Raw genomic sequence first — 14,102 nt, forward strand, 5'->3', positions numbered from 1 at the left:
CTGCATGTGCTGATTCTTCCGCACGTGATGCGCCCCCGCCCCTGAGTCCCGCCGGCATGGAAGCCCAGACCCGATCCGAGCTGAGCCGCAGAGAGCGGCAGATCATGGACATCGTCTACCGGCGCGGCAAGGCGACGGCTGCCGACGTGCTCGACGATCTTCCCGATCCGCCGACCTACTCCGCCGTGCGAGCCGCGCTGCGCCTGCTGGAGGAAAAGGGGCTGCTGAACCACGACATGGATGGGAAGCGCTACGTCTATCTTCCCACCACGCCCCGGACGCAGGCGCGCACCACGGCCCTGCGCCACCTGCTGCGGACGTTCTTCAACGGCAGCCCGGAGCAGGTGGTGAACGCGCTGATCGAGGATTCGCAGCCCTCGCCCGCGGAGCTGGACCGCCTGGCGAAGCTGATCGAGCAGGCCCGCAACGGCGAGGAGGGGCAATGACGGATTCGGCACTGTTCCTGGCCGTCGCCGACGCGGCGGTGCGCGGCACCCTGGTGCTGCTGGCCGCGCTGACCGTTACGGGGCTGATGCGCCGCTCGTCCGCCTCCGCCCGGCACCTGGTGTGGCTGGCGGCGCTGGCGGCGCTCCTTCTTCTGCCCCTGGCGCGCAGCCTCGTCCCGGAGTGGCGGGTGCTTCCCCTTCCCACCGTCCCCGCCGCCTCGGCACCCGCGGTTGCTTCCGCGCCTGCTTCGATCGATCACTCGTCCGAGATCACCTCATCCGCATCCGCACCGGCTTCCACGTCTCCGGCCGTGGCTGCCGTGCCGGCGCAGCCGTGGTGGGTGTCGATGGATTGGATTCGCCTGGCGCTGATGGTGTGGGCGGCGGGCGTCCTGCTGTTAGGGCTGCGGCTTGCGTACGGCGTCGCACGCATCCGGTGGATCGAGCGGCGCGCGACCGAGCTGACGGACCAGGAGTGGGTGACGCTGACGGACGGCCTGGCGCGGCGCCTTCGCCTGGGGCGCATCGTCCGGCTGCTGCGCGAGCCCGCGGCCACGGTGCCCATGACGTGGGGCGTGTTCCATCCCGTCGTCCTCCTTCCCGCCGAGTCCGACCAGTGGGAGGCGGAGCGGCGGCGCGTAGTGCTGGCCCACGAGCTGGCGCACGTGGGCCGATGGGACGCGGCTACGCAGTGGATTGCCCACCTGGCGCTGGTGGTGTTCTGGTTCAATCCGCTGGTGTGGGTGGCCGCTCGCAAGCTGCGCGAAGAGCGCGAGCACGCCTGCGACGACGCGGTGCTGGCCATCGGCACGCGGGCGGCGGACTACGCCGACCACCTGCTCGACATCGTGCGCAAGCTGGGTTCGTCCAACGGTCCCTCCCCCGCGCTGGCGATGGCGCGCCGCAGCCAGTTCGAGGGGCGGCTGCTGGCCATCCTGGACAACGCCGTGCGCCGCAACGGCGTCAGCCGCACCGCCGGGCTGGCGACTGCCGCCGCGGCGCTGGTGTGCATGCTGCCGCTCGCCGCGCTCCGCCCGGCGCCAGCCGCTGAGGCGCCGGTCGCGGCCGCGGCTCGGCCGATCGACTCGCCTCTCATCTCCAAGCCGAGCATCGAGACCCCCGGCGTCGGCACGGCGCTGCGCCCGGAGAAGACGAGCGAGCCGTCCACGGTCGCGCCTCGCGTGATCGAGAACGTCGAGCGGCTTTCCGCGCCGGCGGCTGAACCCAAGGCACCGGCGGGCGCGCCCGTGGTGAAGCCCGGCAGCAGCGATGGGGACGCGGCGGCCGTGCTGCGCGAGGCCATCGGGCGGAGCGATCCCGGGCTCTACGCCGAGATCATCCGCGCGGCCGAAGACATCAAGTCGGCCTCGGCGCGGCGGCTGGTGCTGACGGGGCTGCTGGAGAAGAGCGACCTGAGTGCCGCGAACATCGCCGCCATCGTAGCCGCGACGCGCACGATGGACTCGGACCTGGAGAGGCGCATCGTCCTCACCGCCGCCACCGAGCACCGCGCGTTCCGCGCGAGCGTCTCGCTGCCCCCCGCGATGGCCTCGGCGCTGGAGTCGTTCTCGTCGTCGCTGGAGCAGCGCATCGTCATCACCGGGCTGTGGGAGGCGCGGCGCTGGGACACGCCCTCGCTGGCCGCCATCCTCCGGGTGGTCGCGGGTGTGGATTCGGACCTGGAGCGCCGCATCATCCTTACCGGCGCGGCGGAGCGGCAGACGGTGCAGGGGAGCGCGCGGGAGGCGTACCTGGCCGCCGCGCGCTCCATCGACAGCGAGTTGGAGCGCGGCCTCGCGCTGAACGCGCTGACGTCGAGCTCGTCGACGCGCGCCACTCCCACATCGAGCCGGCCGCGCTCGGGCTCGGTCGCGAGCGCGCACCGCAACGCTCCGGGCGAGGGGCAGTGGGACAGCGACATCGAATTGGACGGGCTGCGCAACGGAAAGCCGTGCCACGTGGAGCTTCACGCGAGCAAGGTGATCTTCGGCACCGCGCGGTCCGACATCCGCCGCATTCTCCCCGGTGGGCGGCTGCACCTGGAGCGCCGCTACGACGGCCACGTGCACATCGTCCGCGGCGTTTCGGGCGAGGGCGGCCGGCCGGTGTTCACGTACACTGTCGACGGACGGCAGCGTCCGTTCGAAACCGAGGGCCGCGCCTGGATGAACGCGTTCATCCAGGAGTACACGGGAGCCTGAGCCACACGGCGCCGGGCCGCGCGCCCGGCGTTTCGTTGCCATCAAGTGCTGATTTTTCACCCTTTGCACCGGAGAACGACCATGATCCGTACACTTTCCCTTGCCGCCGCGCTGCTGCTGGCCGTTCCCGCCTGCGCGCAGCGCCACGAAACAACAAGCGAGCGGACGCACATCGTCCAGGAGCACAACGGCCACCGGCTGGAGGTGCGCCTGCGCGGCGACGTGGATTTCAACGATGACGGCAACTGGGTGCAGCGGGTGAGCCCCGGCGGCAGCCTGATGGTGGAGGAGCGCAGCCGGGGGACCACGCGCCGCGTGGACTTCAGCCCCGGCCAGGGTGGACGCGTCGACGTTCGCTACCAGGTGGACGGACGCGCACGGCAGATGGATGCGCGCGGGCGCGAGTGGGCCAGCGCGGCGATCCTGCAGGCGGTGCGCGGCAGCGGCCTGGGCGCGCGCGAGCGGGTGGCGCACCTTCGCCAGCGTGGCGGCGTGCCCGCCGTGCTGAACGAGGTGGGCCAGATGCGCGGGGACGGGGCGCGCCGCGCCTACTACCAGGCGCTGTTTGCGGGCCAGCCGCTTTCCCCGGCGGAGATGTCGCGGGTGATGGCCGACGTGGATCGGCGGATGGACTCGGACTCGGAGCGGCGGATCGTCCTTGCCCACGCGATGGAGCACGCGCGCGGTGAGGGTGCCATGCGCGCCATCCTGGATGCGGCGGGCGGGATGGATTCCGACATGGAGACGCGCATCGTCCTGCACCACGCGCTCGACCGGGGCCGGCTGCCGGCGGGCGCCCAGCAGGCGTTCTTCAGCGCCGTGGATGGGATGGGCAGCGACATGGAGCGGCGGATCGTTCTCACCCGCTGGCTTGAGCGGGGCGGAACGGCGGAGGCGGCGTTCTTCCGTGCGCTGGACTCGATGGACAGCGACATGGAGCGCCGGATCGTGCTGACGCAGGCTCTCCGGGGCTCGCCCAGCGAGGCATCCACCGTCGCCGCCCTGCACTCCGCCGCGCGGATGGACTCGGACATGGAGAAGCGGATCGTGCTGTCGCAGGTGCCGGCGGCGCAGCTCCGCAACGGCCGCGTGACCGCCGCCTACCGCGCGGTGGTGGACCGCATGGACTCCGACCACGAGCGCGCGATCGCCCTGCAGCGGCTGGCGCGCGGCAACTGACAGATGCGCAATGCCTTGTCATCCTGAGCCCCAGGCGCGCCGGACCGGCCCGCAGTACGAGCTTCGCGGGCGAAGGATCTAACGGCGGACCCGTACAAGCCTGGGGCGCGGCAGCGGTCACCGGAACCGAGGCCGCGGCTGCCGTAGGGCCCTCACCCCGCCGCGCTGACACGCGTGCGACCCTCTCCCACAAACAGCGTGGGAGAGGGGGTACACTTCAGTTGTGTGGCGTTTCGACGTAGGCCGGCGCATGCCTCGGCCGCCCCCCATCCCCAGCCCTTCCCCCGCAAACCCCGCGGGGGAAGGGAGCCAGTGTGGGGCTGCTCCCAAACCTTTGATGCGCAAAGGCTTGTCATCCTGAGCCACAGGCGCGCCAAGCCGGCCCGCAGTACGAACTACGCGGGGCGAAGGATCTAGCCTGGGGCACCTTCAAACGTGGGCGCGGTAGCGGTCACTGGAACCGAGGCCTCGGCCCCCCCGGCGGTGACCGGCGCGCGGACGGGCTGGCGCTCGTCTTCGAGTACGGCGAAGCGCTGCTCCCACTGCCTCATCATCTGGACGAACGAGGCCGCCACCCCGGGATCGAACTCCGTTCCCGCGCGCTCCTCGATGTACGCCAGCACCTTTTCCGCCGGCCACGCCTCGCGATACGGGCGGTGGGTGCGAAGCGCGTCGTACACGTCGCACACGTGGGCCAGGCGGCTGGCGGAGTGGCAGCTCCGGCAGTAGTGGAGCGCGGGGTAGCCCCCGCCATCGTGCATGATGTGGTGCTCGTACGCCACCACCGCCGCCATGTCCAGGTTGCGCTCGGTGTCCAGCAGCACCCGCGCGCCGTCGATGGGATGGCGGTTGATGATCGCCCGCTCTTCCGGCGTCAGCTTCCCCGGCTTGTTCAGGATGTCGCGGGGAATGCGCACCTTGCCGATGTCGTGCAGCAGCCCCGCCACGCCGAACGCGCGGATGTCCGACTGCGGATAGCCCAGGAACTCGGCCATCGCCATCGTGAGCACCGCCACGTTCATCGAATGCGTGGTGGTGTACTCGTCGTGGGTGCGCAGCCGCAGCAGGGGCAGGATCATCTGCTGCTCGCCGTGCATGGCCACGGAAAGCGACCGCACCACCGCCTCGGCCTCGGCCAGCGGCACCGGGCGCATCTGCTCCACCTCGTCGTGCATCCAGCGGATGGCCTGTACCTCGTCGGCCAGCGAGTAGTCCAGCGTGGCCGTCAGCGTTTCGACGGGGCTCGTTTCGCCCCGCACCCCCACCGCACCCATCCGGATGCGCGACGGCCGCATCTGCCGCGCTTCGGGCGAGTCCATCACCTGCAGCGTGAGCCGCGCCAGGATCTCCTCCAGCAGCGCCTCCAACTCGTCGCGCGACACCCGCTCGTCGAACTCCAGCCGCTGCATTCCGGCCGCCACCAAACGGCCGCTCCATTCCCAGTTGCGCAGCTCGCCCAGCGGGGTGGAGCCGTGCACCACCTCGTCGCCCAGAAAGGTGAACGACTGCCGCGGCTGGATCGACTGCAGGTCGGCCAGCGGCTGGTAGGCGGCGTCCAGCGCCCGCTCGCGCGCGGGGTGTCCGTCGCCGTACAGCGCCAGCGTGGCAATGGCCTGCGCCATCCCGGTGAGAAAACGTACGGCGTCGCTCATGCGGTGGCGGGCGATGTGGTGAGCAGGCGAAGCACCTCGGGATGGCCGGAGCGCCGGGCGGCGTCCAGCACCGGCTGGGCGGCAGGGTGTTGAGCCCAGCCGCGGCCCAGGGCGGCGATGGCGGCGAGCACCTCGGGGGTGGGATGCGCCAGGCGCACGCGGCCCAGCAGGGTGCGCCCGGCGCTGGCCACGCGCACCAGCGTGGCGACGGCGATGGGCTCGCGCGAGCCGCCCAGGACGCGAGCCGCCAGCGCGCGCACCTCCGGCTCGGTCGCGGGATCGTCGATGCGCCGGCAGACCAGCGGAAGCACCGGCGCCGGGCACGCGTCGGCGCAGTCGGCCAGCGCCAGCCGCAGCACCTGCGTGTCGGGATCGGTCAGCGCCAGCCCCAGCACGCGCTCGCGCTCGCCGCCCAGCCGCAGCGCCGCCTTGAACGCCTCGCGCCGCACCCGCTCATCCTCGTGGCGCAGGAACGGCGCGGCGGAGAACCCGTCCGGCGCCGCGCCGAGGCCGGCGACGATGGATAGCAGGTTGCGGATCAGGTACCATCGCTCGTCCGCCATCCGCCGGCCGATCTCCGGGAGCGCCGCCGGCCCCAGCGCCACCAGGCGGTCCACGGTGGCGCGGCGGACGGTGCGGCTTTCCGACTCCGCCAGCTCGTCCAGCAGGGCGGGGACGGCCTCCGCACCCGTCCTCGCCAGCACGGCGTGCAGCGCGGAAGACGCGTCCGCCCCCTCGCGCAGCAGCCTGCGCACGCCGTCCGGGCGGCACGCGTACGCCCATCCCGCCTCCACCAGCCCGCCATGGCCCGGCGCGTCAGACAGCAGCTGCACCACGCGGTGCAGCTGGCCGGCCGCCTCCATCCGCTGGACGGCGGCCCAGACGGTGGGGCCGTTGCCGCCCACCTCCAGCGCCGTTTCCAGGATGCGCTCGGGCTCGGGCGAGTTGGGGCCGGGGAGCAGGTCGATGATCCCGGCCAGGGAGGTCGAGAGGCCGTCCAGCACGCGGGTGTAGGCCTGGGGATTGGGATCGGCGAGCCCCCAGCCGCCCACCAGCGCCTCCACCTGCTCGCGCAGCGCCGCGTCGGCCGCGGCGCGCGTGGTGCCGGCGGGTTCGCCGGCGTGGGTGGCCAGCTTGTTCAGCAGGCGCACGAGCGAGTTGGAGATGGTCTGCCCCTCGCTCTCGGCCGCGATCTCCACCAGGCGCACGACGGCGTCGCTGGCGAACCCGTGGCTGGCGTCCAGGAGAAAGCGGCGGCGCTGCACCCCGTCGCCGCCCATCTCCAGCAGCCGCTTGATCGTGGCCGGGTTCAGCCGCTCCAGCATGTCCGACATGCGGCGCCGCACCTCGGCCGAGCCGCGCCCGCCCTCCGTCCGCAGCTCCTGCGCAAGCTGAAGCAGGTAGCCCACGATCACCTGGTCGTACGCCACGGCGTGGGCGTTCTGCTCGATGGCTTTCGCCACCACGGCGGGCTCGGGCGTCTCGTCCGTGTCCGTTCCGGACGCCAGGGCGGCCCGCGCCAGCCCCACCCACAGCTGCGCCGCGCGCACGCCGGCCGTGGCGTGCCCGTCGTCTGCCGCGCCGTCGCCGGTCAGCTCCAGCTGCGCGTAGGAAAGCGAGTGAAGGCTGGCGTGGGGCCACCCCTCGTTTCCCCATTCGCGCGGGGGGCGGCCGGGCTCCGTTTCGCGCGCCAGGAAGCAGAGGAACGCCGACACCTCGTCCACGTCCAGCCCGCGCCGCAGCGTCACCGCGCCCACGCGGTGGCGGTGAAGGCGGTCCGCCAGCCCGCTCAGCACCGGGTTGCTCTCGTCCGTCGCTACCCCCTCGATCACCAGCTGCCGCCGCGCCACGCCGAACGACAGCGAGGCGCGGTCCAGCAGCACCGTGTCCAGCCGGCGCACCACGCCCTCGGCGGAGCGCGCCAGGAACGGATGCCCCGCCGGATAGACGCCGTGGTGCTGCAGCGCAATGGCCAGCTCGACGAGAAAGTTGGCGAGTCCGCGCGAAAGTGCGAGGCGCTCGCCGGACGGCGATGCCGCCACGGGATGGTTCATCGGGGAAAGAAACGAGGGTGTCCGCTGTGGAAAGATGACGATGGAATCGCGAACTGACAACCCCGGTTTTGCAAGGCGAGGCCTGGTGAGTCACTTCGTTTCCGCAATCCGTTCCTTTGCTGCCGACACGCGATGTTTTCCGTATTTCCTCCGCTCCGCCCGGCATGCCGTAGAGTGGCTGTTCAGCTGTGAGAAACATGCGGATTCCACCCCGCGCCTTCTCCGCGGTGCCACGTTCATGATCCGCCACATCTCACCCAAGTCGCTCCGGCCCGTGCGGAGGTCGGGGCGCGGGTGCTCCGCCCCCGCCTGCGTGCGCGAGCAGGGTCCGCCGCCTACATTGCAGAGCCGGTCACCTCCACCCGCCCGCCCATGCCCCTCGACTTCTCCGATCCGCCGATCGTCTCGCAGGCGCGCGCCCACGCCGAGCGCACGGCCGTCGTGGCGCCCGAGGGCCGGTTCACGTACGCGGACCTGCTCGACGCGTCCGCGCGCGTGGCTTCGGCGCTGCTGGCCGGCGCGGACGACCTGCGCGAGGCGCGCGTCGCGTTCCTGGCGGCTCCGGGATGGCACTACGTCGCCACGCAGTGGGGGATCTGGCGCGCGGGCGGCATCGCCGTTCCCCTCGCCGTCTCGCATCCCCCCGCCGAGCTGGAGTACGTGGTGCAGGATGCCGACGCGTCCATCGCGATCGCGGACGGCGGATTCGCGGAGGTGCTGCGCCCCATCGCGGAGCGCAACGGGCGGCGTTTCCTATCGACCAACGATGCACTCGCCGCCGACCCGGTGGTGCTGCCCGCGGTGGACGAGGCGCGCCGGGCGATGATCGTCTACACCAGCGGCACGACGGGAAAGCCCAAGGGCGTGGTGACCACGCACGCCAGCCTGCGCGCGCAGGTGACCACGCTGGTGCAGGCGTGGGAGTGGTCGGCCGGCGACCGCACGCTGCTGGTGCTGCCGCTTCACCACGTGCACGGCGTCGTCAACGTGCTCTCGTGCGCCCTGTGGTCAGGTGCCGCGTGCGAGATCCTGCCGCGCTTCGATGCGGACGAGACGTGGCGGGCCATCGAGAGCGGGCGTTTGACCCTGTTCATGGCCGTTCCCACCGTCTACAACCGCCTGATCGCCGCGTACGACCAGGCCCCGCCCGAGCGCCAGGCGAGCATGGCCGAAGGCTGCCGGCGGATGCGGCTGATGGTGTCGGGCTCCGCCGCCCTGCCGGTGCAGACGCTGGAGCGGTGGCGGCAGATCAGCGGGCACGTGCTGCTGGAGCGCTACGGGATGACGGAGATCGGCATGGCGCTCGGCAACCCGCTGCGGGGCGAGCGCCGGCCGGGGTTCGTGGGGCTGCCGCTGCCAGGCGTGGCCGTGCGGCTGGTGGATGACGAGGGCGGGGAAGCGCCGCCTGGGACGCCGGGGGAGGTGGAGATCGGGGGCCCCAGCGTGTTTCGGGAGTACTGGCGGCGCCCCGAGGCCACGGCCGAGGCGTTCCGCGACGGCTGGTTCCGCACGGGCGACGTGGCCGTGGTGGATGACGGCTACTACCGCCTGCTGGGCCGCCGCAGCGTCGACATCATTAAGACCGGTGGATACAAGGTCTCGGCGCTGGAGATCGAGGAAGTGCTGCGCACCCATCCCGCCATCGCCGAGTGCGCCGTCGTCGGCGTGGACGATCCCGACTGGGGCGAGCGCATCTGCGTGGCGGTGGAGGCGTCGGACGGATCGGCGGTGGAATTGGATGAGCTGCAGGGGTGGGCGCGCGACCACCTGGCGCCGTACAAGCTGCCCCGCGACCTGCGCCGGGTGGATGCTCTTCCGCGGAACGCGATGGGCAAGGTGATGAAGCCCGAGGTGGCGAAGCTGTTCGCGGCCGGTGGCGGATGAAGATGCCGCGCGTCACCCTGCGCGGTGCGGTCATCGGCGTGGCGCTGGTGGAGGTGGCGCTGATCGTGGGCCTGGCGATCTACCTGGCCACCGCGGACCGGGTGCTCACGATCGGCTTTCCCACGCGGGCCAGCCTGGTGGTGCCCGCGGCGGAGGCTGCGGGGCTGACGGTTCCGGTCGCGGGGGTGCTGCGGAGCGAGTTGAAGGACACGTACGGCGCCGCGCGCTCCGGTGGGCGGTCGCACAAGGGCGTGGACATCTTCGCGAAGCAGGGCACGCCGGTCGTGGCGGCCGCGGAGGGCGTGATCGTGAAGCGTGATTCCAACGCGGTGGGCGGGATCTCGGTGTACCAGCGGGGCAGCGACGCGCGGACCATCTACTACTACGCCCATCTTCACGGATACCGGCCGGGGCTCAAGGAGGGCGACCTCGTGCGCCCGGGCGACGTGATCGGGTACGTGGGGAGCACGGGCAACGTCTCGGGCTCGCCGCACCTCCACTTCTCCATCCACACGGTCACGGACCCGAACCGCTGGTGGAAGGGCCGCGACCTGAACCCGTACCACCTCCTGCGGGCCGAGGCGGCACGCCCGCCCTGAGCGGGGAGCCATATGTTTGCTCCCCGCCTGAAAAACTGTTATATTTTGCTACCCTGCCCAGACATATCTCCAAGCAATACCCCGAGGCCGCATGCGTCTTCCCGCACTCGTATTCCTGGTTTTCAGCGCGATTCTCTCCGCCGCGTGCGGGGGAGAGTCGGGGGGCGTCACGCCCCCTGAAACGGACAACGTGGTCGCGACCGTGGAAGTAGCCGCGCCCGGCGGGCCGGTGGTCGCCGGCCAGACGATGCAGCTTTCAGCGCTGGCCAGGAATGCGGCGGGGGGCGCCGTCGCGGGGAAGACCTTCACCTGGACGAGCAGCAGCGACGCGGTGGCGACCGTGGCCGCGGGGGGAATGCTTACGGGCGTGAGTGCCGGCACGGCGAACGTTACCGCGAGCGCCGACGGGAAGAGCGGAACGGTCACCATCACCATTCTTCCGGTACCCATTGCGTCGCTGACGGTGGAGCCCGGTTCGCCCCAGGTGGAGGTGGGGAAGGAGGTGCAACTGACGGTGACCGCCCGCGACGCCGCCGGAAACGCGCTCGCCGGCCGCCAGGTCACGCTCGTCAGCTCGAATGCGGCAGTGGCCACGGTGAACGCCGCGATGCAGGTGCAGGGCTTGTCTCCCGGGACCTCCACCATCACGGCGACGGCCGAAGGCAAGACGGCGACCGCCACCGTCACCGTCGTTCCGGTACCCATCGCATCGCTGACGCTGGAGCCCGGTTCGGTCCAGGTGGAGGTGGGGAAGTCGGCGCAGCTGACGGTGACCGCCCGCGACATGGCCGGCAACCCGCTCGCCGGCCGGCAGGTCACGCTGATCAGCTCGAATGCGGCGGTCGCCACGGTGAACGCCGCGCTGCAGGTGCAGGGCACGGGGGAAGGGACCGCCACCATCACCGCGACGGCCGAAGGCAAGACGGCGATCGCCACCGTCACCGTTCTCCCGGTACCCATCGCGTCGCTGACGCTGGAGCCCGGTTCGGTCCAGGTGGAGGTGGGGAAGTCGGCGCAACTGACGGTGACCGCCCGTGACGCGGCCGGCAACGCGCTCGCCGGCCGGCAGGTCACGCTGATCACCTCGAATGCGGCGGTCGCCACGGTGAACGCGGCGCAGCAGGTGCAGGGCGTTTCTCCGGGGAACGCGATGATCACCGCGACGGCCGAAGGCAAGGCGGCGATGTCCGTCGTGACGGTGGTCCCCGCGCCGGTGGCCTCGGTAACGGTGACACCGACCCCCATCACCCTCGAACCTGGCGCCATGCAGCAGCTTGCGGCCGCGCTTCGGGACGCGGACGGGAACGCGCTGACGGATCGGACGGTCGCCTGGTCGAGCGCGAACACGGCCCTAGTACAGGTGAGCGCCGGGGGCGTGGTCACCGGCGTCGCCTCCGGCGGGCCGGTTGCGATCACGGCGACGGCGGAGGGAAAGACGGGAACGGCGCAGGTAACCGTCGCGCCGGAGCAGCCGGGATCGCTCCTGGTGACCAGGGACGAGGTTCCGCACTCGTCGCAGTCGAACGCGGTGGTCCGGCTCGTGGGGCCCGACGGCCTGCCGCGTGAACGGGAGATGGGCACCGCCCTTTCGCTGCTCGTGGACCCACTGCCCCACGGCGTGTACACGGTCACCATACTGGACATGTACGTCAAGCCGGAGCCGCTCGGGCCGTTCTTCACCTATCGCGCCGTGAACAACAACCGGATGGTTACGGTTCCGAATGGCGGCCAGGGGACCACGCACTTTGCCTTTACACTGGTTTCCGGCGCCGTCGCGCTGAAGCTGACAGGGGTGCCCGCGGGATATGACGGGTCGGCGCAGTGCGGAGTGCATTGGGCGCGGGGATCTTCCAGCTTCGCGTCGACCACGTCGGCCGGGCCCACGGCCGGGGCCGAGGCAGGGCCGGCCGAAGTACGCTGCTCCACCTTCGGCTTCGAAGGGAACCTGTACGATCCCAGCCCGCAGGCACAGGCGGTCACGGTTCCCGCCTCGACCACCCCGGTCACGGTTTCGGTGACGTACACGCGCCGCCCGTAGCACCAGGGATCCGCGAGGGACGGTGCGCCTGGGCCTCAGGATGACACGCCTCTTCGCTACACCGGAACTGGGAGCACGCCCGCGTCTGGTGTGTACACCCTCGCCCGCTTGCGGGAGAGGGTGGCACGCGTGTCAGCGCGGCCGGGTGAGGGCCCCACGGCAGCCGAGGCTTCGGCTACGGTGACCGCTACCGCGCCCAGGCTCGTTTCGTGGTTCAGGCTAGATCCTTCGGCCCGCGAGGGACGATGCGCGTAAAGGTTCGGTGCGCCTGGGCCTCAGGATGACAAGGTGTTGCGCGTCAATCGGTTGAAGGCGCGCGATGGGGGAGGCGGCAGGTGTGGTGGAAACGGGATCGAATTCTCCCTTTCCCCTGCGAAGCGGGGGAGAGGGCCGGGGAGAGGGGGCTCCCGCGGCATGCATCGGCAGCCAGTCGAACCCCGATCGACGTTCTCCCCCTCTCCGCACAGCAGTTCCGTGCGGGAGAGGCCGGGAGAGGGGGAACCCGCTTACGCCCCCGGCAAAAACCGCGAGCGCGCGATCAGCAGCGCATCCTGGGTCTCGTCAGCGGAGCCTGAGGCGATCGCCCCGGCCGCGCGGGCCAGGGCCTCCGCGAACTGCTCCTGGATGGGCGCGGGAATGCCCGACAGGTCCCACCCCGTCCTCCACTCCTCGTTCCGCAGCGCCGTCCGCACCTCGTCCGTCCGCCCCTCGTTCAGCGCCACGAGCAGCCCGTCCACCCACTCCACCAGGCTCGCCGAGCCCCCGGAGCCGGGAAACACCGGCTCGTCGTTCTCCAATCCGTCCGTCACGATGCTCTCCGAGGCTCGGGCGTAGGTCGTTCGGCGTTCAGGCCAGCTTCGCCAGGCGCTCCACCGCGCCCAGCAGCGTCTCGTCCTTCTTGCAGAAGCAGAAGCGCACCTGCTTCGCCCCGTCTTCCGGGCGGTGGTAGAAGCTGCTGCCGGGCACGCACGCCACCCCGATGTCGCGCACCAGGTGCATGGCGAATTCCACGTCGTTCCCGAACCCGAAACCGCTGATGTCGGTCATCACGTAGTACGCGCCCTCGGGCCGCGTTACGCCGAAGCCGGCATTTTCCAGCGCGGGAAGGAACAGGTCCAGCCGCGCCTGGTAGTCGGCGCGCAGCTTGTGGTAGTACTCCGGCGGCAGCGACAGCGCGAACGCGCCCGCGGCCTGCAGCGGGGCCGCCGCGCCCACGGTGAGAAAGTCGTGCACCTTGCGGATGGCGCTGGTGATCTGGGGCGGGGCGATGCAGTAGCCCACGCGCCACCCGGTGACGGAATAGGTCTTCGACATGGAGTTGACCACCACCGTCCGCTCGCGCATTCCCTCCAGCTGCGCCATGCAGATGTGCCGCGCCGGCGTGCCGTCGGCGTGCGAGTAGAGGATGTGCTCGTAGATCTCGTCGGTGATGCACAGCACATCGTGCTCGCGGCACAGCCCGGCGATGAACTCCATCTCCTCGCGGGTGAACACCTTGCCCACGGGGTTGTTGGGGTTGCACAGGATGATGGCCCGCGTGCGGCCGGAAAAGGCGGCGCGCAGCTCGTCGCGGTCGAAGCTCCAGGTGGGCGCGTACAGCTTCACGTACACCGGGCTGGCGCCGGACAGGATGGCGTCCGGCCCGTAGTTCTCGTAGAACGGCTCGAAGACGATCACCTCCTCGCCGGGGTTCACCGTGGCCATCAGCGTGGCGATCATGGCCTCGGTGCTGCCGCAGGTGACGGTGATCTCGCGCTCGGGATCGATCTCCATCCCCAGGTGCCACGCCGTCTTCTGCGCGAGCGCCTGCCGGAAGTCGCGCGCGCCCCAGGTGATGGCGTACTGGTTGACGTCCGCCGCGATGGCGTCCATCGCCGCCTGCTTGATGGCGTCGGGCGCGCCGAAGTCGGGAAAGCCCTGCGCCAGGTTGATGGCCCCGTACTTCATGGCCTCGCGCGTCATCTCGCGGATGACGGACTCGGTGAAGCGGCTGGCCTTGTCGGATACGTGCGACGCGGAGCGGCTGGAGATGGTCATCGGGAACAATCG

10 protein-coding genes are annotated in these 14,102 nt (G+C 71.2%); 6 read left to right on the forward strand and 4 right to left on the reverse strand.

Features of this window, described 5'->3' with window-relative positions:
* Positions 1 to 56: 56 nt before the first annotated feature.
* The 3 genes from VGB24_RS21220 (at position 57) to VGB24_RS21230 (ending at position 3,826) form a co-directional block, all read left to right on the forward strand.
* Entirely contained in the window at positions 57 to 446 is a 390-nt protein-coding gene (locus VGB24_RS21220) for a BlaI/MecI/CopY family transcriptional regulator (protein WP_331074919.1), read from the forward strand.
* Positions 443 to 2,647 carry a M56 family metallopeptidase gene (locus VGB24_RS21225; protein WP_331074920.1) on the forward strand — a complete coding sequence of 735 codons (2,205 nt, stop codon included), beginning with the start codon at positions 443 to 445 and terminating at the stop codon, positions 2,645 to 2,647. The genes VGB24_RS21220 and VGB24_RS21225 overlap by 4 nt, the downstream gene beginning before the upstream one ends.
* Before the next feature lie 81 nt (positions 2,648 to 2,728).
* Positions 2,729 to 3,826 carry a hypothetical protein gene (locus VGB24_RS21230; protein ID WP_331074921.1) on the forward strand — a complete coding sequence of 366 codons (1,098 nt, stop codon included), beginning with the start codon at positions 2,729 to 2,731 and terminating at the stop codon, positions 3,824 to 3,826.
* A gap of 413 nt (positions 3,827 to 4,239) precedes the next feature.
* On the opposite strand, the gene VGB24_RS21235 is transcribed toward VGB24_RS21230, so the two are convergent.
* Positions 4,240 to 5,478, reverse strand: coding sequence for an HD-GYP domain-containing protein (locus tag VGB24_RS21235; RefSeq protein WP_331074922.1), 1,239 nt, complete (start codon positions 5,476 to 5,478; stop codon positions 4,240 to 4,242).
* Positions 5,475 to 7,532: a hypothetical protein gene (locus VGB24_RS21240; RefSeq protein ID WP_331074923.1), complete on the reverse strand. Its 2,058-nt coding sequence runs from the start codon at positions 7,530 to 7,532 to the stop codon at positions 5,475 to 5,477. The genes VGB24_RS21235 and VGB24_RS21240 overlap by 4 nt, the downstream gene beginning before the upstream one ends.
* A gap of 372 nt (positions 7,533 to 7,904) precedes the next feature.
* Here VGB24_RS21240 and VGB24_RS21245 point away from each other — a divergent pair, with 372 nt between their 5' ends.
* The 3 genes from VGB24_RS21245 to VGB24_RS21255 all read left to right on the forward strand — a co-directional run bounded on the left by VGB24_RS21245 (position 7,905) and on the right by VGB24_RS21255 (position 12,053).
* Positions 7,905 to 9,416, forward strand: coding sequence for an acyl-CoA synthetase (locus VGB24_RS21245; RefSeq protein ID WP_331074924.1), 1,512 nt, complete (start codon positions 7,905 to 7,907; stop codon positions 9,414 to 9,416).
* Complete coding sequence (locus VGB24_RS21250; RefSeq protein WP_331074925.1) at positions 9,413 to 10,015, forward strand: M23 family metallopeptidase; 603 nt, start codon at positions 9,413 to 9,415, stop codon at positions 10,013 to 10,015. The genes VGB24_RS21245 and VGB24_RS21250 overlap by 4 nt, the downstream gene beginning before the upstream one ends.
* Positions 10,016 to 10,106: 91 nt before the next feature.
* Complete coding sequence (locus VGB24_RS21255) at positions 10,107 to 12,053, forward strand: Ig-like domain-containing protein (protein ID WP_331074926.1); 1,947 nt, start codon at positions 10,107 to 10,109, stop codon at positions 12,051 to 12,053.
* A gap of 506 nt (positions 12,054 to 12,559) precedes the next feature.
* Here the strand turns inward: VGB24_RS21255 and VGB24_RS21260 are convergent.
* Complete coding sequence (locus tag VGB24_RS21260; RefSeq protein ID WP_331074927.1) at positions 12,560 to 12,862, reverse strand: hypothetical protein; 303 nt, start codon at positions 12,860 to 12,862, stop codon at positions 12,560 to 12,562.
* Positions 12,863 to 12,899: 37 nt separating this feature from the next.
* A complete protein-coding gene (locus VGB24_RS21265; RefSeq protein ID WP_331074928.1) occupies positions 12,900 to 14,090 on the reverse strand; it encodes a pyridoxal phosphate-dependent aminotransferase in 1,191 nt (396 codons plus the stop codon).
* Positions 14,091 to 14,102: the final 12 nt, after the last annotated feature.

It is taken from the genome of Longimicrobium sp. (assembly GCF_036399935.1).
Classification (GTDB): domain Bacteria; phylum Gemmatimonadota; class Gemmatimonadetes; order Longimicrobiales; family Longimicrobiaceae; genus Longimicrobium.

What these genes read in the sequence shown, in the direction of transcription:
- VGB24_RS21220 (WP_331074919.1), top strand. Translation starts at nt 57, where the DNA reads ATGGAAGCCCAGACCCGATCCGAGCTGAGCCGCAGAGAGCGGCAGATC.
- VGB24_RS21255 (WP_331074926.1), top strand. Translation starts at nt 10,107, where the DNA reads ATGCGTCTTCCCGCACTCGTATTCCTGGTTTTCAGCGCGATTCTCTCC.
- VGB24_RS21240 (WP_331074923.1), bottom strand. Translation starts at nt 7,532, where the DNA reads ATGAACCATCCCGTGGCGGCATCGCCGTCCGGCGAGCGCCTCGCACTT.
- VGB24_RS21225 (WP_331074920.1), top strand. Translation starts at nt 443, where the DNA reads ATGACGGATTCGGCACTGTTCCTGGCCGTCGCCGACGCGGCGGTGCGC.
- VGB24_RS21265 (WP_331074928.1), bottom strand. Translation starts at nt 14,090, where the DNA reads ATGACCATCTCCAGCCGCTCCGCGTCGCACGTATCCGACAAGGCCAGC.
- VGB24_RS21245 (WP_331074924.1), top strand. Translation starts at nt 7,905, where the DNA reads ATGCCCCTCGACTTCTCCGATCCGCCGATCGTCTCGCAGGCGCGCGCC.
- VGB24_RS21235 (WP_331074922.1), bottom strand. Translation starts at nt 5,478, where the DNA reads ATGAGCGACGCCGTACGTTTTCTCACCGGGATGGCGCAGGCCATTGCC.
- VGB24_RS21230 (WP_331074921.1), top strand. Translation starts at nt 2,729, where the DNA reads ATGATCCGTACACTTTCCCTTGCCGCCGCGCTGCTGCTGGCCGTTCCC.
- VGB24_RS21250 (WP_331074925.1), top strand. Translation starts at nt 9,413, where the DNA reads ATGAAGATGCCGCGCGTCACCCTGCGCGGTGCGGTCATCGGCGTGGCG.